Genomic DNA, 20468 nt, shown 5'->3' with positions numbered 1-20468 from the left:
GTATCCGACCGCGCCCCTGTGCCCCGAATTCGACGAAGGGCCCAGGTCGCAATTCGCTCACGATTCAATATCGTCACTTCAGTCCCATGAGTAACAGCCTTAACATCGATCTCGTTGGCATTCATGGGCTTCACACCAACTGGTCCGGAACCGCCGATCAAGCAAGCGGAGAGCACCCCGTGCAATCCGAAATGCAGTCCTTAACTGCAAACATATTGAGGAGACTTCCGTGCCGAACCGCCGTCGACGCAAGCTCTCGACAGCCATGAGCGCAGTCGCCGCAGTGGCAGTCGCAAGTCCAGTCGCCCTAGTTGCCATGTCCCAGCTGTCCCCCGCGCCCCAGCAGCGGGAGTTCACCCAGGCCTCGCTGGTCACCGACCTTCCCGGTGAACTGATGTCCGCCCTCTCGCAGGGCTTGTCCCAGTTCGGCGTCAACCTGCCGCCGATGCCCATGCTGGGCGGCACCTCTCCGACCCCAACACTCGGCTCGCCGAGCCTGACCTCTCCCGGATTGGCGTCCCCGGGGCTGACATCGCCAGGGCTGACCGCGCCCGGCTTGACCGACCCGGGCCTCACGTCTCCCGGACTCACCTCGCCCGGTCTCACGTCGCCGGGGCTGACCTCGCCGGGGCTCGCCTCGCCCGGTCTGACGTCCCCTGACGCGGGACTGACCAGCCCCAATGGTGCGACGCCGAGTTTGACGTCGCCGACGGCCGGGCTTCCGGCCGCACCCGGCGGGCTGACCAACCCGGCGCTGACCCCGCCGACCGGCTCGCTCACCAACCCGGCGCTGACGCCGGCCGGTGGCGCGCCGGGTGGCCTGACCACGTCCCCCACTTCCCTGGGCGGTACGGGCCTGACCACCTCGCCGGCGGGCCTCGACCCGTCGCTGTCCGGCGGTCTGGGCGCTCCGGGCGAAGTGCCGATCTCGGCTCCGATCGGGCTCGATCCCAGCGCGGGCACCTACCCGCTCCTGGGTGCCGATCCGTCGCTGTCCGCGATGCCGGCCACCGGTGGTGGTGGCGGCGGCGGTCTGTTCGGCGACCTGTCCAGCGCGGCTCAGCAGCTCGGCGCCGGTCAGGCCATCGACCTGCTCAAGGGCATGGTCATGCCGGCGATCACCTCGGCGATGAAGCCGCCGGTGCCCGCACCGGTCCCGGCACCGCCCGCCCCGTAGAGAAAGCCCGGTTAGAAGAACGGCACCGCAGAAGCCATCGGCTCTGCGGTGCCGTTGCCGGTTAAAACGACGCGCGGACCGTGTCGAATCATTCGTAACACCAGACTCATACGTAACATCAGTCCGTGCAGTCCCGCCGTTCCGCGCCGTCGATTCTCTTCACCGCACTCGCGGCGACGGTCGTGATCGTGCCGTGGGCCATCTCCGGAACCGATTCCGGCGAACAACCCGAACCGGCAAATGCTGCACCGCAGCTCACACAGCAACCACTCGAAAATCTTGCGGTCGGAGAGAGCATCCGCGAGGTCCATCAGGACAGCCCGTTCTCGATGGTCGCGCTCACCTCTCCGGACCTCCGTGGCACCTCCGCCCGGGTCCGCGCCCGCGAGGACGACGGCACCTGGGGCCCCTGGTACCAGGCCGAGAACCTCGACGGGGTCGGCGCCGACACTCCCGGCCCACGCGGCACCGAACCGGTATTCGTCGGCCGCACCACCACCGTCCAGATCGCTGTCACCCGCGCGCCCAAGGCGCCCGCCCCGCGCCCCGGAAAGACACCGGCGAAACCCGCACTGGGCTATGTGCCGGCCAACGTCGAAGCACCCATCGGCCAGAACGTCACCGCGGTGCTGATCAGCCCGCCCCAGTCCCCCGTCGACGTCGGCCCGCTGCCGACCGCCGCCATCAACCCCGGCCAGCCGCCCACCATCATCAGCCGTGCGCAGTGGGGCGCCAACGAGTCGATGCGCTGCGGAAACACCGTGTACGACAAGGGCATCCGCGCGGGCATCGTGCATCACACGGCGGGCAGCAACGACTACGCACCCGAAGATTCGGCAGGCATCATCCGGTCGATCTACGAGTACCACACCCGTGAGCTGGGCTGGTGCGACATCGCCTACAACGCCATGGTCGACAAGTACGGCCAGGTATTCGAGGGCCGCGCAGGCGGCATGGACAAGCCCGTCGAGGGTTCCCACACCGGTGGCTTCAACATCGACACCTGGGGGGTGGCGATGCTGGGCGACTTCGACGTCGTGCCGCCCACCGAGATCCAGGTGCGCAACACCGGGCGTCTGCTGGGCTGGCGCCTGGGCCTCGATCGCATCGACCCGCACGGCACCGTCGTGCTGACCTCCGCCGGCGGATCGTTCACCCATTTCCCCCGCGGAGCCACCCCGACACTGCCGACGATCTTCACCCATCGCGATGTCGGCATCACCGACTGCCCCGGTAACGCGGCCTACGCCCAGATGGGCCACATCCGGGACATCGCCGCCCGCTTCAACCGGCCGCCGGGCCCCGAGGATCTGGCCGACCAGATGCGCGGCGGCGCCATCTACAACCGCTGGCAGGCGGCAGGTGGGCCGGCGGGCCTGCTGGGTAATCCGACCTCGCCCGAGACCACCGGCGAAGGGGCCGCCCGCTACGCCACGTTCGAGCGCGGCGCGGTGTACTGGTCGCCGGACAGCGGCGCCCAACCGGTGTCCGGTGCCATCTATGAGGCCTGGGGCTCGCTGGGCTTCGAGCGCGGCGTCCTGGGCCTGCCGACCAGCGCGGAGATCCCCGAGCCGCAGTGGATCGTGCAGAACTTCCAGCACGGCACCCTGAACTTCGACCGGGAGAAGGGCAGCGTCACCCGCGTCGTCGACGGTGTGCCGGTGGAACTGCCCCCACCCTCACCCGATCAGCAGCCGGTGCAACTGGAGCGTTTCACCCCGATCACCTGACCGCTCAGGACCACCAGCGTTCGAGTACCCGGGCCACGCCGTCCTCGGTGTTGGTCACAGTGACCTCGTCGGCCGCGTCCACCGCGTCGGGGTGGGCATTGCCCATCGCCACACCCCGCCCGGCCCAACTCAGCATCGGCACGTCATTGGGCATGTCGCCGAAAGTCACGACGTCGGCGGCGGTGAGCCCCAACGGAGCGGCCAACTCCGCGACACCGGTGGCCTTGCTGATGCCCAGCGGCACCACCTCAATCAGACCGTTGTTGGTCGAATAGGTGATATCGCCTTGTAACCCAATGTGTTTGAGAAGTTCAGCGGCCATGTCGGCACTGCGCGCGCCTGCCTTGCGGATGAGCAGCTTGACCGCAGGGGCACTGAGCAGATCCTCGACCGATACCTCGGTGTTGTCCGGGTTGAGCCAGGCGTGCTCGTATCCGGGGGAACTGACGAACTGCGGGGTCGCCGCATCGTGCGCCGAACGCCCCACCCGTTCCACGGCCAGCCCCACGCCCGGAATCACCCGGGTGGCGATCTCGGCGAGCTCGCCGAGCACGTCGGTCGAGAGCGTGTGCGCCGAGATGATGCGGTCGGTGGCCGGGTCGTAGATCACGGCGCCGTTGGCGCACACCGCCATCGGCGCCAGGCCGAGCCCGTCGACCACCGGCGCGATCCAGCGCGGCGGCCGTCCGGTCGCCAAGATGAACGTCGTTCCCGCCTCGACCGCGGCCCGGACCGCCGCGCGGGTGCGTGGCGTGACCTTCTCGTCCTCGTCGAGCAGCGTTCCGTCCACGTCGGTGGCGATCAACCCCGGCGTCCGCTCGGCACCCGTCACTTTTTCCCCGTCGCTTCACGTTCGGCGCGCTTGCGTGCGCGTTCGGCCAGTTCCGCCTCGTCGAGCGACTTGGCTTCGGCAGGCGTCGGCGCACTTCCTCCGAGCCGGTTCGGAACCCAGTACGCCCCGGCCGGCTCGGGGTAGTACTGCTGGGCCCGATCCAGCAGTGACGACATCGCTGCCCGCAGGGTGCCGTCGATCTGGTCGACCGAACCTGCCACCCGCATCGGTTCACCGACCACGACGGTGACCGGAATTTTCTTGCGCCCCAGCGACTTCGGATGGTCCTTGGTCCAGATGCGCTGGGCGCCCCAGACGATCAGCGGAATGATCGGGACACCGGCCTCCACGGCCATGCGCGCAGCGCCGGTCTTGAAATCCTTGAGCTCGAAACTGCGACTGATCGTCGCCTCCGGGTACACCCCGACGAGCTCGCCGCGACGCAGCGCCTCCACCGCCGCGGCATAGGCGCCGGCTCCCGCCCGGCGGTCCACCGGGATCGTCCCGGTGTGCTTGATCAGGAAGTTCACCGCCTTCACCTGCTCCATCTCCGCCTTGATCATGAAGCGCATCCGGCGGCCACGTGCGGTGGCGGCCAGCGCCGCAGGTAGGAAGTCGACGTAGCCGGTGTGGTTGATCGCGATGACGGCGCCACCCGTGGCGGGCAGGTTGTCCAACCCACGAAAGGTGATCCGGGTTCCGGTGGCCCTGACCGCGAGCCGGGCGGCAATCTCCAGACTTCGGAAGACCGGTTCCATACGCGATTTACCCCGAGACCCCGGCGGGTCCAGAAGATCCAGAAGGTCCGTCCAGTGCACGTTTGGCGGCCTTCGCCGCAGCCTCCTCGGCATCCATCCGGTTGGCCTCGGCCAGCGTCGGCGCCGAGCCGCCCAGCCGGTGCGGCACCCAGAACTCGCCGGACGGATGTGGCCCGTAGGCGTCTTGCACCTGGGCAAGCAGATGTTGCATGCGCGAATGGAGCAGTCCGGTCAGCTCTGCCGCCGGCAGGGTGGGCTGGATCGGCTCGCCCACCGCGATCGAGATCGGCACCTTGGGCCGGTACAGCGTCTTGGGGTGCCCCTTGGTCCAGATCCGCTGTGCGCCCCACACGATGTGCGGCACGATCGGAACCCCGGCCTCGATCGCCATCCGCGCCGCGCCGGACTTGAATTCCTTGATCTCGAAGCTGCGACTGATCGTCGCCTCGGGGTACACCCCGACCAGTTCACCGGCCTTGAGGTTGTCGACAGCCGCCTCGAACGAGGCGGCCCCACTGTCACGATCCACCTCGATGTGACGCAGGCTGCGCATGATCGGTCCGGTGATCTTGTTGTCGAAAACTTCCTTCTTTGCCATGAACCGCACCTTGCGGCCCCGCTTCTGCAGGTAGGCAGGCAAGCCGGCGAAGGTGAAGTCGAAGTAGCTGGTGTGGTTGATTGCCACCACCGCACCGCCGGTCACCGGGATGTTCTCCACCCCGGTCACGTTGAACTTCAGCCCCTGCATACGCCAGGTCAGCCGAGCGAGTTGTATGACAGTCCCGTACACCGGTTCCACGTAGCCAGCCTAATCCCAGCCCGTATCGGCCCGTCACCCAACTCGGGCTAGGCTGGTCGGGCATCAAAGCACTCCATCGAAAGGCCGTTTGTGCAGGTCACCAGCGTCGGGCATGCCGGCTTCCTGATCGAGACCAAGGCTGGCAGCATTTTGTGCGACCCGTGGGTCAACCCCGCGTACTTCGCCTCCTGGTTCCCGTTCCCCGACAACACGCAGTTGGACTGGGCGGCTCTCGGAAATGTCGATTACCTCTACGTCTCACACCTGCACAAGGACCACTTCGACCCGGAGAACCTGCGCCGCCACGTCAACAAGGACGCCGTGGTGCTGCTGCCCGATTTCCCGGTGCCCGACCTGCAACGCGAACTGGCCGCCCTGGGCTTTCACCGGTTCTTCGAGACCACCGATTCGGTCAAGCACACCGTCAGCGGCCCCAAGGGTGACCTCGACGTGATGATCATCGCGCTGCGCGCACCCGCAGACGGCCCGATCGGCGACTCAGGGCTCGTGGTCGACGACGGCGACACCGTCGCCTTCAACATGAACGACGCGCGACCCGTTGACCTTGAAGTCCTGGAGTCAGACTTCGGGCAGGTCGACGTGCACATGCTGCAGTACTCCGGGGCCATCTGGTACCCGATGGTCTACGACATGCCTGCGCGGGCCAAGGAAGCCTTCGGCATCCAGAAACGGCAGCGCCAGATGGACCGGTGCCGCCAATACATCGCCCAGGTCGGAGCGACCTGGGTGATCCCGTCGGCAGGCCCGCCGTGCTTCCTGGATCCCGAACTACGCGACCTCAACGACGACCACGACGACCCGGCGAACATCTTCCCCGACCAGGTGGTGTTCCTCGACCAGATGCGTCGCCACGGTCACGACGGCGGCCTGCTGATGATCCCTGGCAGCACCGCCGATTTCACCGGGTCCCAACTCAATTCACTGACCCACCCGGTGGAGGACCCCGAGACGATCTTCACCACCGGTAAGGCCGCCTACATCGAGGACTTCGCGCAACGAATGGCCCCGGTGCTGGCTGCGGAGAAGGCCTCGTGGGCGCCGGCGGCCGGCGAACCCCTGCTGCCCGGACTGCGGGCGCTGTTCGAGCCGATCATGAGCCAGACCGACCAGATCTGCGACGGCATCGGCTACCCGGTGGAGTTGCGGCTGTCCGGCCCCGGCCACAGCGAGACCGTGGTCCTGGATTTCCCGAAACGCCTTGTCCGCGAACCCATCGCCGACGAGAAGTTCCGCTACGGCTTCGCGATCCCACCCGAGTTGGTGCGCACCGTGCTACGCGACAACGAACCGGACTGGGTCAACACCATTTTTCTGTCCACCCGGTTCAAAGCCTGGCGTGTGGGCGGCTACAACGAATACCTGTACACGTTCTTCAAATGCCTCACCGATGAGCGCATCGCCTACGCAGACGGCTGGTTCGCCGAGGCCCACGACGACACCTCATCGATCACCCTCGACGGCTTCCAGATCCAGCGCCGCTGCCCGCACCTGAAGGCCGACCTGTCGAAATTCGGTGTGGTGGAAGGCAACACCCTCACCTGCAACCTGCACGGCTGGCAGTGGAACCTGGAGAACGGGAAGTGCCTGACCACCAAGGGTCACGAGTTGCGGTGCAGCAAGTCATGACCGCCCCGCGCCAGTACTACGACGACGGCCTGATCCAGCTGGATCGCGAGGCGATCACGTTGCGGCGCTACCACTTCCCATCGGGAACCTCGAAGGTGATCCCGCTGCGGTCGATCAGCGGATACGAGGCCACCCCACTGGGATTGTGGATGCAACGCTTCCGGTTGTGGGGTAGCACCGATCTGCGCCGCTGGCTGCCGTTGGATGTGCACCGTCCCCTGCGGTCGACGCTGATCACCCTCGACGTGCCGGGCACTTATCCGAAGCCGGCGTTCACTCCGGCCCGTCCGGACGAGTTCGTCGCCCGCCTGGAAGAATTGCTCGGCGACTAGCGCGCCGAGACCACCTGCCGCAGTTCGGAAGCCGCGCTGGAAGCACTGTCGTACACCCGAACGATGGCCTCATCCCCCGGCTTGAGGAAGGTGGACTCACCCAGCGGGGTGTAACGGGTGGCACCGATGCCGATCAGCACGTTCTCGGGGTGACCGCTGGCCACCATCAACGCGCCGACATCCTCCAGCGGCGTATCGGCCGAACCCTTCTGGTTGGCCAGCCGTTCGACGATCCAGTCCAGCAGCACCTCACCGTAATACGAGTAGCCCACCAGGGGTGAATCCACACCGTAGGCGTGCTGCTGGCCGCCGTCCTCGCTCAGATAGCAGACCAGCCGCATGGTGGCGGTCGGACCGTCCGGGGTGAGGTCACTGATCTCGAAGAATTGCGGTGCAACGCCTTTGGAGGCCGGGCCCCAGTTCTTCTTGTAGCTGATCTTGGGTGCGCCCGGCCGGCGGATCGAGCAGTCGTTGAAGGCGCCGAGGGCGAACGGCTCGAGGCGCACCACGGTATCGCCGTTCCACACCACGCGGCAGGCCACTCCGACCTCGGGCTCGATCTGAAGGTTGAGCGGGCCGTCAACCTCACCGGCCTCCGGCAGCACGATGGCATCGCTGGACAGCGGGAACTCACCCAGGAAGTCGTCCCGGCCTGGTGCGTACCACGGGAAGATACCTTTGGGCGCATACCCTTCGGTAACCACCTTGACGAAATCCCCGGCCTCTCCGGCCTGTTCGAGGTGCCCCGCGAAGTTACCGGCCACGCCGAAGCCGAACCAGTTGCGCAATTCGGCAAGGTCGATATCGATCATGGCTGCAACCCTACTGTGGCCGCCCTGCTGTGGCCGCGCCAAGCCGGTAACAAGTCGCGCTTAAGTGGCCGGTACCAGGCTGTGCTCCACAGTGCCGATCCGCGCAGGATCGGCTGGACCCGAGGAGTACCCCAGTGCCGACAACAACTACCACCAGCGGCTCACCTCGTCGCGCGGGCGATCCCGCACCGGACCTGCTGGGTATCACGGTGGCCCACCGCGCGATGCTGGCCGACCTGCTCCGCCTGAGCGACCTCGCTGCGGCGGTGCGCGACCGGGATGTGATCTGCACACCCGGCCGTGCCCGCGCGATCTCCCGATACGTCGAGTTGCTCTGTGATTCCATCCACCATCACCACACCACCGAGGACGCGGTGCTGTGGCCGGTGATCCGGGCCAGTGTCGGCGACCATGTGGACCTCACCGAGTTGATCGAGGACCACGCGGCTCTGGAACCACGGTTGGAGCAGCTGCGGGCCCGCGCCGCGGCGTTTCGGCTGTCGATGGGTGACCGCCATGTCGCCGGCCTCATGGCCATCGAACTGGCCGAACTGGCAGTCCTCCTCACCGAGCACATCAACGACGAGGAGATCGAGGTGTTCCCCCTGGTCACCGAACACGTCTCGGTGGCGGACTGGGCGACGGTGGAGAAAGCCGCTCGGGACGGCAGCCGGATGTCGTTCGACGGTCCGCGCTCGGTGGCGGTGATGACCGACGACGAGCGCGCAGTGTTGGCACAGGACGTCGGGATCGGACTGCGGGTGCTACTCGCCGGGTTGATGCTGCTGCATCGGCGCCGGGAGCGGGCGGTCTTCGGCACCGCCGGTGTCAGTCGATGAAGCGCTGCGCTTCGGCCGCCAGCCGGTCCCGTAGCACCGAGGCGGCCTCCCGGTAGGCGCGCGCCCGATCCGGCCGGCCCAGCACATCGGCAGCGGCGGCCAGGGCCTCGTCGACCGGGCCCACCATCAGCCCGTCGACACCGAGTCCGGCGATACGCCCGGAATACGGCTCGAGGTCTGCTGCCCGGGCCTCGGCCTCCTCGACATCCCCGAGCGCCACGGCCGCGTTGACGCGCAGCACGGTGAACGGCAGCCAGAAGTACGCCCGCTCGATCGGCTGCCGGTCCCGCCACAGCTCGCGAGCCTCGGCCTCCCGGCCCCGCGCGATCAGCGCGAGAACCGCGGCGTCCAGCGCGGCAACCGAGACCTCCCGGTAGAAGAACACCAACTCGTCGGCCAGGACACCGAGGTCGCCGAGACAGAATTCGCCCGTCACCCGGCCCACCATCGCCAGCTTCGCCCCGTTGGCGGCCCCGTTCTCGACCATGCGGGCCGCCAGGTCGGTGTAGGCGCCCACCGCGTCGTCCAATCGTGCCGCCAGCAGGTACATCCGGGCCCGGAACAGTCCCAGCACCCCCAGAAGGTGGACGAGCTGCCCGGTGCCGGCCCGGGCCACCGCGATGTCGACATGCCGCTTCGCGGTCGCCAGATCGGACCGGTGACCGGCCGCCAGCGACAGCATCCAGTGCGCCACAGCTTGATAGTCGGCCTGCTCGGTGGCCTCCGCGGTCTGCAGCAATTCGGCGGCGGTGGCTTCGCGTTCGGCGTCGAGATCCGGCCCCAGCGCGCAGTATGCCCGGACGTTGAGCGCGGTACACAGCAGCCGGCCCGACGATGCCGGATCCTCGGCGTAGGCGCGTCGGGCCAACTCGAGCAGCTCCGTGCTGGCGGCCAGTGCCCCGTCGGGATCGGTGCCCTCCGACTCCACGTAGAGGGCCTTGAGGAGTCTGATCCGGTCGGCCGCAGTGATTTTCGTCGACCCGCCGTCTAGCACCCGGCGCAGCAGGCCGATCATCTGGGCATCCGATTCGTCGTACTCGCGGTCCCGCCATACCAACGGGGTGTCCCATGCGGTGAGCACCCGCACCATCAGGTCGTCGCGCGACGTCCCCTTCAGCAACTGCAGCGCAGCCTTCAACTCGATGCGGGCGGCGACGGCGTCTCCAGACTGGGCCAGTGCGGAGATCAGCCCGCACCGGGCGTCGATCTCGTGTTCCAGGCCGTCGGCGCTGGGCCGCAACCGGCGGCTGGCTGCCAACTCCAGCATCTGCACGGCGGCACGCCATTGTCTGGCCGCTTCGGCGTGTGCCCCCACCGAATCGGCCTCGCGAGCCGCTGCTGTTGCGAAAGCCGTAGCGGTCAAAGCAGTTTCTGCTGTCGCCGATGCGACTGCGTGGTGTGCGAGAGCAGCCGGATCGACCGACCGGCCGGGTGCGCGCAACAGTTCCAGAGCGGCACCGTGCAACCGCGACCGCCGCAACTTCGAGGTGTCCTCGTAGAGGGTGTCGCGAACCAGCGAGTGGGCGAACCGCAATCGGCCCGGCGCCGGCTCGTCGAGCAGACCGAGCAGGACGGCCGGTTCCAATGCGTCGAGCAAATCCTCGGGGTCGTTGCGTCCCAGTTCGGCGAGCAGGTCGACGTCGATGTCGCGGCCCAGCACCGCGGCTTGGCGCAATGCGGTGACGGTCGGACCGGGTAGCCGGGCCAGCCTGCGGCGCAACACATCTCGAACTCCAACCGGCACCGATGCCCACACTGCGTCCGGCCCCTCGGCGACCATCAGCCGGGCCAGTTCGCGGACGAACAGCGGGTTGCCGCCCGTCCGCTCACGCAGCAGGCGCAGCGCCTCGCCGCTGGCGGCGGTCAGTCCGTGGTCGGCTGCCAGCGCCGCCGTGGCCGCGGCGTCGAGACCGTCGAGTATCAGATGTGCGGCGGTGTGCACCGTCAGTGCCGCCCGCGCCACCTCGAGTTCGCCGCGGTCCTCCGACGGGCGATAGGTGCCTATCACCAACACCGGCAGATCCCTGATCCGGTCGGCCACCAGCCGCAGGAGCTCCAACGTCAGACCGTCGGTACGGTGCAGATCATCGAGGACGACCACCAGCGGTTGACTGCCGGCGATCGTGCTCAGCACATCGGCCACCGCATGCCCCAACCAGAAGGTGCCCGGCTCGACCGCGGCGACGTCGTGAAGCAGCGGAGCCAGCGCCTGCCTGGCGTCGTCCACCTGCGCTGCGGTGTCAATCAATTCGCGTAGCACCTCGGTCCACGCCCACCCCGCCGGCGCACCGTGAACCTCCGGACAACGGCCGAGCACGGTGCGCCAGCCCGCCGCCCGCAACCGGGCAGTCGCGGCGGCCGCCAGGGTGGTCTTGCCCGATCCCGCTTCGCCCCCGATCCACAGCACCGCGCTGCGGCCGGCGGCGACAGCGCTTGCGGCAGAGTCGATTTCGGCGAGTTCCTCGGTACGGCCGCGGGCGGCCAGTTCAGCGCCCTCGGGCGCGACGATCTCCGGTATCGCCGGCTGCAACGGTCGGGACGGCTCCAGATGGTCGGCCTGACGCAGGATGTCGCGCTCGAGGTCGCGTAGCGTCCGGCCCGGTTCCAAACCGAGCTCGTCGACGAGGTGGTCCCGGGTGCGCCGCAACACCTCCAGCGCGTCGGTCTGGCGTGCGGTCCGATACAGCGCCGTCGCCAACACGGCCGCGGCGCCTTCCCGGCCCGGACGCTCGCCGACGTGTCGTTCCAGCGCCGCGATGGCGGTGCCGTACCGGCCCAGTTCCACCTGGGCAGCGGCCTGCGCTTCCACCGCGGCCAGGCGGAGCTCGGTCAGCCGGGCGATCTCGGGGGCCGCCCACAGCACATCGCCCGCCCCGGCGAACGGATCTCCCGACCAGTCGGCCAGCGCCTCGTCGAGCAGACACACCCGTTGCTGTGCGTCCGATTCCTCATATGCCGCAGTGACTTTCGCTTCGAACCGCCAGGAGTCGACGGCATCCACCGGCAGTCGCAGGCAATAACCGGGTGCAGCGCTGACCAGGATGCGGGCCGGGGCCCGACGCTGCCGCCCCGGCTCCAGCGCCCGCCGCAGATGCGAGACGTAGACCTGCAGCGCCGACAACGCCTTGGGCGGCGGCTCGCCCTCCCACAAATCATCGATGAGCCGGTCGACGGATACCGTGTGGCCGTGCGCGGCGACCAAACGCGCCAACAGCGCCCGCTGCAGGCGCGCGCCCAGATCCACCGGATCGTCGCCGACCCAGGCCTGTACGGGCCCGAGCACCCTCACCCGCACCGGGGCGTCCGCAGTCATTTCCCTGTGCCGGGCCGCGGTGTGTTACTTACCGGGCTCCAGGACGGCGGTGCCGACGAACGGCACCAGCGCGTCGGGAACCCTCACACTGCCATCGGATTGCTGATGGTTTTCCAGGATGGCCACCAGCCATCGGGTCGTGGCCAACGTGCCGTTGAGCGTGGCGGCAACCTGCGGCTTGCCGTTCTCGTCGCGGTAACGCGTGGCCAATCGTCTCGCCTGGAACGTCGTGCAGTTCGAGGTCGAGGTGAGCTCCCGGTATGTCTGCTGGGTGGGCACCCACGCCTCGCAGTCGTACTTGCGTGCGGCCGAGGAGCCGAGATCGCCTGCCGCGACATCGATCACCCGGTACGGCACCTCGATGGCCGCCAGCATCTGGCGCTGCCAGCCCAGCAGCTTCTGATGCTCGGACTCGGCATCCTCGGGCTTGCAGTAGACGAATCCCTCGACCTTGTCGAACTGATGCACCCGGATGATGCCGCGGGTGTCCTTGCCGTAGCTCCCGGCCTCACGTCGGAAGCACGACGACCAGCCGGCATACCGCTTCGGCCCCGCGGACAGATCCAGGATCTCGCCTGAGTGGTAGCCCGCCAGCGGTACCTCCGAGGTACCGACCAGGTACAGGTCGTCGGCCTCCAACCGGTAGATCTCGTCGGCATGTGAGCCGAGGAATCCGGTGCCCGCCATGACTTCCGGGCGCACCAGCACCGGCGGGATCATCAGCGTGAACCCGTTCTGCACGGCCACCTGGGTGGCCAGTTGCAGCAGGCCCAGTTGCAGCAGGGCACCGGCACCGGTGAGGAAGTAGAACCGCGAACCCGACACCTTGGCGCCGCGTTCCATGTCGATCAGCCCGAGCGTCTCGCCCAGCTCGAGGTGGTCCTTGGGGTTATCGATCGCCCGCGGCTCACCGACGGTGTCGAGCAGCGCGAAGTCGTCCTCGCCGCCGGCCGGCACACCGTCGATGATCACGTTGCCTATCGCCATGTGGGCAGCGGTGAAGGCCGTCTCGGCCTCGGCCTGGGCCACCTCGGCCGCCTTGACCTGTTCGGCGAGGTCCTTGGCCTGTTGCAGCAGGGCCGGCCGTTCCTCGGGGGTCGCCTTGCCCACGAGCTTGCTGGCGGCCTTCTGATCGGCACGCAAGTTGTCGGCCGTCGAGATCGCGGCCCGCCGCGCCGTATCGGCCTGAAGCAGCGCGTCGACGCGCGCCGGGTCCTCCCCGCGGGCGCGTTGCGACGCACGGACGGAGTCGGGATTCTCGCGCAGCAGCTTGAGGTCGATCACGGGCGCAACCCTACTTTTTGAAGTGCGTCGACGTACATCTGAGGTGGTCGATCGAAGTGTGGCGCAGCGATGGCGACCAGATTCCCACAGCCACCGGGCACAACCTCGCAACATTACAACTGCATCACTTGCCACAGGGGCTGACACGCCTGTCACAATGGAGGGCAATGTTGGAAGCATCCGAGCACCCCGAGCACCCCGAGCACGGGGCCCTGCTCGCCGAACCTGTTCCGGACGAACAACCCGCCAAGGAACGGTGGTGGCAGAGTCTGGCGGCCGCGTCGACGCGACGGGCACTGCTGTTGACCGCACTCGGCGCGCTGCTCATCGCCGGCCTGATCACCGCGTTGCCCCGGAGCGAGGGAACGAGCACCGCGCCGGGCGCGATCGCCCTCGGGCCCCGCGGCAACGACACCTTCAATCACGTCAAGCGGGGTGACTGCCTGAACTGGCCCGGGCGCAACCCCGACGCCGCACACATCGTGGACTGCAAGGACAACCATCGCTTCGAGGTCGCCCAGGCCGTCGACATGCGCACCTTCCCCGGCAGCGAGTACGGGCCGGGCGCGCCGCCACCGTCGGTGGACCGGATCAAGCAGATCAGCCAGGAGCAGTGCACCCCGTCGGTCCGTGGCTACCTGGGCCCCAAGTACGACCCGAACGGCAAGTACACCATCGGCCTGCTGTGGTCGGGCGAGAAGGCCTGGAAGCAGTCCGGTGAGCGGCGCATGCTGTGCGGGCTGCAACTCCTCGGCCCCGGCGACGGCCAGTTGGAGTCGGCAGGCAAGGTGGCCGACGTCGATCAATCGAAGGTCTGGGCCGCAGGCACCTGCCTCGGTATCGACGCCGCCACCAACCAGCCCACCGACGTCCCGGTCGATTGCGCGGCACCGCACGCCATGGAGGTCACCGGCGCGGTCAACCTCGTCGAGAAGTTCCCGGGCGGGCTGCCTGCGGAGGGCGACCAGGACAACTTCATCAAGGACGCCTGCACCGCGCAGACCGATGCCTACCTGGCCCCGGTCCAGTTGCGCACCACCACGCTGGCACTGAGCTACAGCACGATCTCACTGCCCAGCTGGTCGGCCGGCAGCCACCAGGTCTCGTGCAGCATCGGCGCCACGCTGGGCAACGGAGGCTGGTCGACACTGATCAACAGCGCCAAGGGCCCACTGATGATCAACGGGCAACCGCCGGTCGCACCGCCCGACATCCCGGAGGAGCGGCTCAATCTGCCGCCCGTCCCGATGCCCGATGTGGACGAGACATCCTCCTCGGGTTCGTCTTCGTCGTCCGGTTCGTCGTCGTCCGGTTCGTCGTCGTCCGGTTCGTCCTCGTCGTCGGGATCCGGATCGTCCGGGTCCTCGGGTTCGTCGGGATCCTCGTCGAGCGGTCAGCACATGCCGCAGGCCTCGACCACCGCGGCGCCGGCTCCGACGCAGGCCAACACCTTCAACCCGCCGCCGCCCGAGCAGGCACCGGCCCCGGCACCCGAGCAGGGCCCGGCCCCGGCGCCCGCTCCTGCTCCTGATGGCGCGGCACCCCCCGCCGGTCCACCTCCGGGTGAGCCTGCCCCCGTACCGCCGGCGCCGTAGCCGTGCCGGTGCGGATGAGCTCGCAGCGGTTCGACGAGCTGGTGTCCGACGCGCTCGACCTGATCCCGCCGCGGTTGGCGGCCGCGATCGACAACGTCGTGATCTTGGTGGAGGACCGTGATCCCGAAGAGCCCGAGATCCTGGGCCTGTACCGGGGGGTCGCGCTGACCGAGCGGGATTCCTGGTACGCCGGCTCGTTACCGGACACCATCACGATCTACCGCGGCGCCCTGCTGGATTTCTGTGACAGCGAGGCCGACGTGGTCGACGAGGTGGCGATCACGGTGATCCACGAGATCGCGCACCATTTCGGGATAGATGATGAGCGGCTCCACGAACTCGGCTGGGGATGAGCCGCTTGCGCGAAGACAAACTGCTGGGGATGAGCCGCTTGCGCGAAGACAAAATTGCTGGGGATGAGCCGCGCGGCAACCAGGGTTTGTCGGCCCGCAGTGCTATCAACGGGCTATGACCATCCAGTGCCGGGAGTGCGCAGCCGGTCTGGAGCATTGCCACGGCACCGTGATCCACCACGTGCGGTACCGCGCGGAATGCACCGACGACACCTGCACCACCCCGGAAGCAGCGCATACATTCAGCCTCGATTGTGAGGCGGTGGGCTGCCCGTGTGCGCATGAGAGTGCGCTCTCGATCCGGCGGACCGGTTAGCCCATCGGGTCGGTTTCGGACTGCACCGCGTCCGTGATCGGTGTGGCGCCGGGCTCCGGGTAGAAGGGCGGCGTCACCGCGGCCCACTGCACACAGCTCCAGCGCCCGTCGGTGATCGGCGCCAACACCACCGATTCGGTGTTGCCCAAGTGGTGATCGAGGGCGAAACTGCCGTCGACGCCAGCCAGCACGGCGCCCACCAGCCGGATCGCCGCACCATGGCTCACCAGCACGATGTCGCTGTCGAAGTCGTGGTCGTCGAGGTAGCGCACCCGCAGCTCGGTGAGCACCGGCACGTACCGGGCCAGCACCGCCTCGGCACTTTCGCCGCCAGGCATGGGCACGTCCAGTTCGCCCCGGTGCCAGCGCTCGTAAATCCGGTTGAACTCGGCCACGGCGTCATCGTCGCTACGGTCTTCGAGTTCACCGACCTGGACTTCGTGGACCCCTTCGAATTCGAAAGGGACAAGGCCGGTTTCGACACCGATACCCGCAGCGGTCTGCGCTGCGCGGCGGGCGACCGAGTGGGCCAGGATCGAGGGACGCGCAGTCAGCGTCCCACCGAATCTCCGGGCCTGGTCGTGACCGAGGTCGGTCAGCTCGGCACCGGGAGGCAGAGTGTCCAGCCGCCGGTCGACGTTGCCGTAGGACTGTCCGTGACGGACCAGGATCAGCCGGCCACTCATGAGTCGTCCGTTCCCGCGCGCAGGCCCGCCAACCATCGTGAGGCCTCGTCGAGGCGCGGCGGAGGTGCACCCGCGGTCGCTCCGGTAGGCCATGAACCGAGATATCGCACATCGGTACAACGTCTGTGGAGCGCTTTGAGTGCCTCGGCCACCGAATCGTCGTCGATGTGTCCGACGCAGTCCAGGAAGAACATGTAGGTGCCCAGCTCGGTTCGGGTGGGCCGGGATTCGATCCGGGTGAGGTCGATGTCGCGGATCGAGAATTCGGTCATCGCCGTGACCAGGGCGCCCGGGGTGTTGTCCAACCGCAGGACCACCGAGGTGCGATCGGCACCGGTGGCGGCCGGCGGCGCGCCGGGCGGCCCGGCCAGGACGAAGCGGGTGCGGGCATTGGCCTCGTCGACCACGTCGGCGGCAAGGACGTCCAGGCCGCAACGCTCGGCGGCCAGTCGGGTGCTCACCCCGGCGTCGGCCCGGCCCTCGGCCACCTCGTGGGCGGCGGCGGCATTGGAAGTAGCCGGGACGATGTCCGCGTCGGGCAGGTTGGCGGCCAGCCACTGACGCACCTGCGCGAGGGCCACCGGGAAGGCGGCGACGGTGCGCACGGGCCCGGCGTGGCGGGGTCGGGTCACGATGGTGAAGGCGACGTCGAGAGTCAGCTCGGCATAGATCTGCAGTGGCTCCCCCACGGCCAGGCTATCCAGGGTGGGCAGCACCGACCCCTCGATCGAGTTCTCGATCGGCACGCACGCGTAATCGGCCCGGCCGTCACGCACCGCGCCGAGCGCGCCGGGGGTGCTATCGGTCAGAACCGGGGTGAATCGAGCCCGGCCGTCGCCGGGTGCCGACGACAATCCGGGCACCAGCTCATGGGCCACCATCTGCAGTAACGCCACTTCGGTAAAGGTTCCCTCAGGCCCGAGGTAGGCGATGCGCGGCACAAGCCAACACTATCGGTCCGCTGTCCACCGGCGGTTGATGACGGGCGCGCCGGTGTTTCACCGGAGGTCTTGCCCACCGGGAACCGCCCAGTTAAGTTAGGCTTACCTCACTTAATCCTGACCTAGCTTTTAAGGCGGCGAGATGGCCATAGCGACACCGACGACAGCCGAGCGGATCCGCAGCGCGTGCGCACGAGGCGGCGGTGCGGTGGTTGCGGTCGAGGGCATCGAACCCGTCGCCTCCCCCGTTCATCACCTGCTCGACGACGGGTCGTTCGCGATCACCGTCCCCGACGCCGGCCCGTTGGCCGGAATGGCGATGTCCGCAGGTTCGGCCGGGGTGCAGGCCGTGCTCGAGATGACCGACTACGCGCCGCTCCCACTACGCGAACCGGTGCGCTCCCTGGTGTGGATCCGGGGCCGCCTACAGCACGTGCCGAGCGCCGAGGTTCCGGCCCTGCTCGACCTGATCGCTGCCGAGAACCCCGATCCCGCTCTGCTGCAGGTGAATTCCGGGGCTCAGCCGAACGCCCACCAGGACGACGACAACCACACCCTGATGCGTCTGGAGATCGAATCCGTCGTGGTGGCCGACGCCACCGGCGCCGAGTCGGTCGGCCTCGGAGCGCTGTTGCAGGCGCGCCCTGATCCGTTCTGCGCGATGGAATCCGGATGGCTGCAGCACATGGAGTCCTCGCACCGCGACGTGGTGGAACGCCTCGCCACCCGATTGCCGATGACGCTGCGCCAAGGGCGGGTACGCCCGCTGGGCCTCGACCGCTACGGCGTGCAGCTGCGGGTGGAGAACGAACACGGCGACCACGACGTACGGTTGCCGTTCCCGAACCCCGTCGACGACGTCACCGGCCTGAGCCAGGCCATCCGCATATTGATGGGCTGCCCCTTCCTCAACGGCCTGCGCGCGCGCAAGATCTGACCCGCACGATCGGCCACGCCGGCCGGGCGCCGCTACCGTAGCTTCGGTGACCGAGCCCCACGAGCAACTCGAGCCGCAGCGCCGCACGCTGAAGATCGAGATCGCCGTCGTGCTCGCGGTGACCTTCGGGCTCAGCGCCTACACCGCAGCCCTGCGGCTCATCGAAGCGGTGCTGCTCGGCCTTTCGGGGCAGACCGTCGCGCTCAACCCGAAGCGCTCCCCGTTCGACCTGATCGACCTGGGCCTGCACCTGGCCGTCGTCCTGCAACTGCTGGCCTGGGGCGCACTGGCCCTGTACCTGTTGTGGCGCAGCGGTTTCGGACCGTCAACGATCGGACTGTCCCGTCCGCAGTGGCGCACCGACGGTCTGGGTGGGGTCGGCCTGGCCCTGCTCATCGGCCTGCCGGGGTTGGGGTTCTACGTGCTGGCCCGGGTGCTGGGCCTGAGTGCGGACGTGGAACCGGCCGAGTTGTACGACACGTGGTGGCGCATCCCGATGCTGCTCGGCGTGGCGTTCGCCAACGGCTGGGCCGAAGAGATCATCGTGGTGGGGTTCCTGCTGACCCGACTACGTCAACTCGACGTCAGCCCCGGGCGGGCGCTGGTGATCTCCAGCCTGCTGCGCGGCGCGTATCACCTGTACCAGGGCTACAGCGCGGGCCTGGGCAACATCGTGATGGGCCTGGTATTCGGCTACGCATGGCAGCGCACCGGCCGGTTGTGGCCGCTGATCATCGCCCACACCCTGATCGACGCGGTGGCGTTCGTCGGCTACGCGCTGGTGGCCGATCATCTCAGTTGGCTGCAATAACGCGTCCGCCACGTACATTTCTGCTGTGGGCGACTTCCCGGCTTCAGGCGGACCACCCGATCGGCGCTCGCGGCGTCCGGGACCGCGCCGCCATGGCAACGAGCCGTCCCAGGTGATCCGGCGCGACCCGAACTACCGCCCGGCCTGGCCGCCGAATCCGCCCACGCCCCCACGACAACCACCACGACAACCACCCAGGCAGCCCCTGCCACCGAGGCAGCCACCTCCACCTCCACCGCGTCCGCCCCGGGGGTCGCACCCGCCCCGGCCCGCCGCGCCCCGTCCGCCCGCACCCGCACCCGCGCGCAAGCCGCGGCGACGGCGGCGCTGGGGCCGCCTGGTGATGACCGTGTCGCTGGTGGTCGTCTTGGCGGCGGTGCTGGCCGTGATCGGCGGCGGATTCTGGATCGACTCGTCGCTGCACCGCATTCCGGCTCTGGCCGACTATCCCGAGCGGCCCGCCGTGGCGCACGGCACCACCTGGCTGCTGGTCGGGTCGGACAGTCGCCAGAACCTCAGCCCCGAGCAGCAGGCCGAGCTGGCCACCGGCGGGGACATCGGCAACGGCCGCACCGACACCATCCTGTTGGTGCACATTCCCGGGATCGGCTCGGGCACACCGGCCACCATGGTCTCGATTCCCCGGGATTCCTACCTGCCGATTCCGGGCTACGGCGAGGACAAGATCAACGCCGCGTTCTCACTGGGCGGGGCGCCGCTGCTGGCGCAGACCGTCGAGCAGGCGACCGGCCTGCGCCTCAACCATTACGCCGAGATCGGTTTCGACGGTTTCGCGGCGCTCGTCGACGCCGTCGGCGGGGTGACGATGTGCCCGACCGAACCGATCAGCGACCCGCTGGCCGGGATCGACCTCCCGGCGGGTTGCCAGGAGTTCGACGGCCGCAACTCGCTCGGCTACGTCCGCAGCCGCGCCACCCCGCGCGCCGACCTGGACCGGATGACACACCAGCGGGCGTTCATGTCCGCACTGCTGCATCGGGCCACCAGCCCGGAGGTACTGATCAACCCCCTGCGGTGGCAGCCGATGGCCCACGCGGCCACCGACTCGGTGGCCGTCGACCAGGACGCCCACGTCTGGGATCTGGGCCGGCTGGCCTGGGCGATGCACGGCGACATGGTGACCACGACGGTGCCGATCGGCGAGTTCACCGGGAGCGATTCGGGTGCGGTCGTGGTGTGGGACAGCGACGCGGCAGGCCGGTTGTTCACCGCGCTGGCCAACGACACGGCTGTCCCGGACGACGTCATCGAAAAGCCCCAACCTTGAGCTTAGGCAAAGCTAAAT

At 68.4% G+C, this 20468-nt stretch carries 19 protein-coding genes; 11 read left to right on the top strand and 8 right to left on the bottom strand.

What is annotated here, in order from left to right; translation table 11 throughout:
• Positions 1 to 229 precede the first annotated feature (229 nt).
• Together ACZY08_RS06205 and ACZY08_RS06200 are read left to right on the top strand one after the other, a co-directional pair.
• On the top strand, positions 230 to 1177 hold the full coding sequence (locus ACZY08_RS06205; protein WP_463743674.1) for a hypothetical protein: 948 nt from the start codon (positions 230 to 232) through the stop codon (positions 1175 to 1177).
• A gap of 125 nt (positions 1178 to 1302) precedes the next feature.
• Positions 1303 to 2907 (top strand): N-acetylmuramoyl-L-alanine amidase, encoded by a 1605-nt coding sequence (locus ACZY08_RS06200; RefSeq protein WP_463743673.1) that lies wholly within the window; start codon positions 1303 to 1305, stop codon positions 2905 to 2907.
• A 4-nt stretch (positions 2908 to 2911) separates the two neighbouring features.
• Here the strand turns inward: ACZY08_RS06200 and ACZY08_RS06195 are convergent, their stop codons facing one another.
• From ACZY08_RS06195 to ACZY08_RS06185, 3 genes are read right to left on the bottom strand one after another with little or no spacing between them, the layout of a single operon-like run.
• Complete coding sequence (locus ACZY08_RS06195; protein WP_463743672.1) at positions 2912 to 3739, bottom strand: HAD family hydrolase; 828 nt, start codon at positions 3737 to 3739, stop codon at positions 2912 to 2914.
• Positions 3736 to 4497 carry a lysophospholipid acyltransferase family protein gene (locus ACZY08_RS06190; protein ID WP_463743671.1) on the bottom strand — a complete coding sequence of 254 codons (762 nt, stop codon included), beginning with the start codon at positions 4495 to 4497 and terminating at the stop codon, positions 3736 to 3738. Before ACZY08_RS06190 ends, ACZY08_RS06195 begins: the two co-directional genes overlap by 4 nt.
• Positions 4498 to 4504: 7 nt before the next feature.
• Positions 4505 to 5296 carry a lysophospholipid acyltransferase family protein gene (locus tag ACZY08_RS06185; protein ID WP_463743670.1) on the bottom strand — a complete coding sequence of 264 codons (792 nt, stop codon included), beginning with the start codon at positions 5294 to 5296 and terminating at the stop codon, positions 4505 to 4507.
• Positions 5297 to 5386: 90 nt separating this feature from the next.
• Between ACZY08_RS06185 and ACZY08_RS06180 the strand changes: the two genes are divergently transcribed.
• A complete protein-coding gene (locus ACZY08_RS06180; RefSeq protein ID WP_463743669.1) occupies positions 5387 to 6943 on the top strand; it encodes a Rieske 2Fe-2S domain-containing protein in 1557 nt (518 codons plus the stop codon).
• Positions 6940 to 7275 (top strand): hypothetical protein, encoded by a 336-nt coding sequence (locus tag ACZY08_RS06175; protein ID WP_463743668.1) that lies wholly within the window; start codon positions 6940 to 6942, stop codon positions 7273 to 7275. The genes ACZY08_RS06180 and ACZY08_RS06175 overlap by 4 nt, the downstream gene beginning before the upstream one ends.
• On the opposite strand, the gene ACZY08_RS06170 is transcribed toward ACZY08_RS06175, so the two are convergent.
• Positions 7272 to 8087 (bottom strand): DUF5718 family protein, encoded by an 816-nt coding sequence (locus ACZY08_RS06170; protein ID WP_463743667.1) that lies wholly within the window; start codon positions 8085 to 8087, stop codon positions 7272 to 7274. The two genes, ACZY08_RS06175 and ACZY08_RS06170, sit on opposite strands and share 4 nt — an antisense overlap.
• A gap of 134 nt (positions 8088 to 8221) precedes the next feature.
• Here ACZY08_RS06170 and ACZY08_RS06165 point away from each other — a divergent pair, with 134 nt between their 5' ends.
• A complete protein-coding gene (locus ACZY08_RS06165; RefSeq protein WP_463743666.1) occupies positions 8222 to 8926 on the top strand; it encodes a hemerythrin domain-containing protein in 705 nt (234 codons plus the stop codon).
• On the opposite strand, the gene ACZY08_RS06160 is transcribed toward ACZY08_RS06165, so the two are convergent.
• Both ACZY08_RS06160 and serS read right to left on the bottom strand, forming a co-directional pair.
• Positions 8916 to 12239 (bottom strand): BTAD domain-containing putative transcriptional regulator, encoded by a 3324-nt coding sequence (locus ACZY08_RS06160; RefSeq protein WP_463743665.1) that lies wholly within the window; start codon positions 12237 to 12239, stop codon positions 8916 to 8918. The two genes, ACZY08_RS06165 and ACZY08_RS06160, sit on opposite strands and share 11 nt — an antisense overlap.
• Positions 12240 to 12263: 24 nt before the next feature.
• Positions 12264 to 13523 (bottom strand): serine--tRNA ligase, encoded by a 1260-nt coding sequence (gene serS, locus ACZY08_RS06155; protein WP_463743664.1) that lies wholly within the window; start codon positions 13521 to 13523, stop codon positions 12264 to 12266.
• A 167-nt stretch (positions 13524 to 13690) separates the two neighbouring features.
• Between serS and ACZY08_RS06150 the strand changes: the two genes are divergently transcribed.
• The 3 genes from ACZY08_RS06150 (at position 13691) to ACZY08_RS06140 (ending at position 15787) form a co-directional block, all read left to right on the top strand.
• On the top strand, positions 13691 to 15118 hold the full coding sequence (locus tag ACZY08_RS06150; protein WP_463743663.1) for a septum formation family protein: 1428 nt from the start codon (positions 13691 to 13693) through the stop codon (positions 15116 to 15118).
• A 2-nt stretch (positions 15119 to 15120) separates the two neighbouring features.
• Positions 15121 to 15471 carry a metallopeptidase family protein gene (locus ACZY08_RS06145; RefSeq protein ID WP_463743662.1) on the top strand — a complete coding sequence of 117 codons (351 nt, stop codon included), beginning with the start codon at positions 15121 to 15123 and terminating at the stop codon, positions 15469 to 15471.
• A 115-nt stretch (positions 15472 to 15586) separates the two neighbouring features.
• Positions 15587 to 15787, top strand: a complete 201-nt coding sequence (locus tag ACZY08_RS06140) for a hypothetical protein (RefSeq protein WP_463743661.1) — start codon at positions 15587 to 15589, stop codon at positions 15785 to 15787.
• Here the strand turns inward: ACZY08_RS06140 and ACZY08_RS06135 are convergent.
• Both ACZY08_RS06135 and pheA read right to left on the bottom strand, forming a co-directional pair.
• Positions 15784 to 16473, bottom strand: coding sequence for a histidine phosphatase family protein (locus ACZY08_RS06135; protein WP_463743660.1), 690 nt, complete (start codon positions 16471 to 16473; stop codon positions 15784 to 15786). The genes ACZY08_RS06140 and ACZY08_RS06135 overlap by 4 nt on opposite strands.
• Positions 16470 to 17414, bottom strand: a complete 945-nt coding sequence (gene pheA, locus ACZY08_RS06130) for a prephenate dehydratase (protein WP_463743659.1) — start codon at positions 17412 to 17414, stop codon at positions 16470 to 16472. The genes ACZY08_RS06135 and pheA overlap by 4 nt, the downstream gene beginning before the upstream one ends.
• A gap of 142 nt (positions 17415 to 17556) precedes the next feature.
• Between pheA and ACZY08_RS06125 the strand changes: the two genes are divergently transcribed.
• From ACZY08_RS06125 to ACZY08_RS06115, 3 genes are read left to right on the top strand one after another with little or no spacing between them, the layout of a single operon-like run.
• Positions 17557 to 18351 carry a DUF2470 domain-containing protein gene (locus ACZY08_RS06125; RefSeq protein ID WP_463743658.1) on the top strand — a complete coding sequence of 265 codons (795 nt, stop codon included), beginning with the start codon at positions 17557 to 17559 and terminating at the stop codon, positions 18349 to 18351.
• Positions 18352 to 18397: 46 nt separating this feature from the next.
• The gene (locus ACZY08_RS06120) at positions 18398 to 19162 is read left to right on the top strand and encodes a CPBP family intramembrane glutamic endopeptidase (protein ID WP_463743657.1); all 765 of its coding nucleotides are present in this window, start codon (positions 18398 to 18400) and stop codon (positions 19160 to 19162) included.
• 25 nt (positions 19163 to 19187) lie between these two features.
• Positions 19188 to 20450, top strand: coding sequence for an LCP family protein (locus tag ACZY08_RS06115; protein WP_463743656.1), 1263 nt, complete (start codon positions 19188 to 19190; stop codon positions 20448 to 20450).
• Positions 20451 to 20468: the final 18 nt, after the last annotated feature.

It is taken from the genome of Mycobacterium sp. IDUB_9 (assembly GCF_055419505.1).
This window is presented reverse-complemented; position numbering and strand designations above follow the sequence as displayed.

What these genes read in the sequence shown, in the direction of transcription:
- ACZY08_RS06150 (WP_463743663.1), top strand. Translation starts at nt 13,691, where the DNA reads ATGTTGGAAGCATCCGAGCACCCCGAGCACCCCGAGCACGGGGCCCTG.
- ACZY08_RS06160 (WP_463743665.1), bottom strand. Translation starts at nt 12,239, where the DNA reads ATGACTGCGGACGCCCCGGTGCGGGTGAGGGTGCTCGGGCCCGTACAG.
- ACZY08_RS06175 (WP_463743668.1), top strand. Translation starts at nt 6,940, where the DNA reads ATGACCGCCCCGCGCCAGTACTACGACGACGGCCTGATCCAGCTGGAT.
- ACZY08_RS06190 (WP_463743671.1), bottom strand. Translation starts at nt 4,497, where the DNA reads ATGGAACCGGTCTTCCGAAGTCTGGAGATTGCCGCCCGGCTCGCGGTC.
- ACZY08_RS06125 (WP_463743658.1), top strand. Translation starts at nt 17,557, where the DNA reads ATGGCCATAGCGACACCGACGACAGCCGAGCGGATCCGCAGCGCGTGC.
- ACZY08_RS06140 (WP_463743661.1), top strand. Translation starts at nt 15,587, where the DNA reads ATGACCATCCAGTGCCGGGAGTGCGCAGCCGGTCTGGAGCATTGCCAC.
- ACZY08_RS06170 (WP_463743667.1), bottom strand. Translation starts at nt 8,087, where the DNA reads ATGATCGATATCGACCTTGCCGAATTGCGCAACTGGTTCGGCTTCGGC.
- ACZY08_RS06135 (WP_463743660.1), bottom strand. Translation starts at nt 16,473, where the DNA reads ATGAGTGGCCGGCTGATCCTGGTCCGTCACGGACAGTCCTACGGCAAC.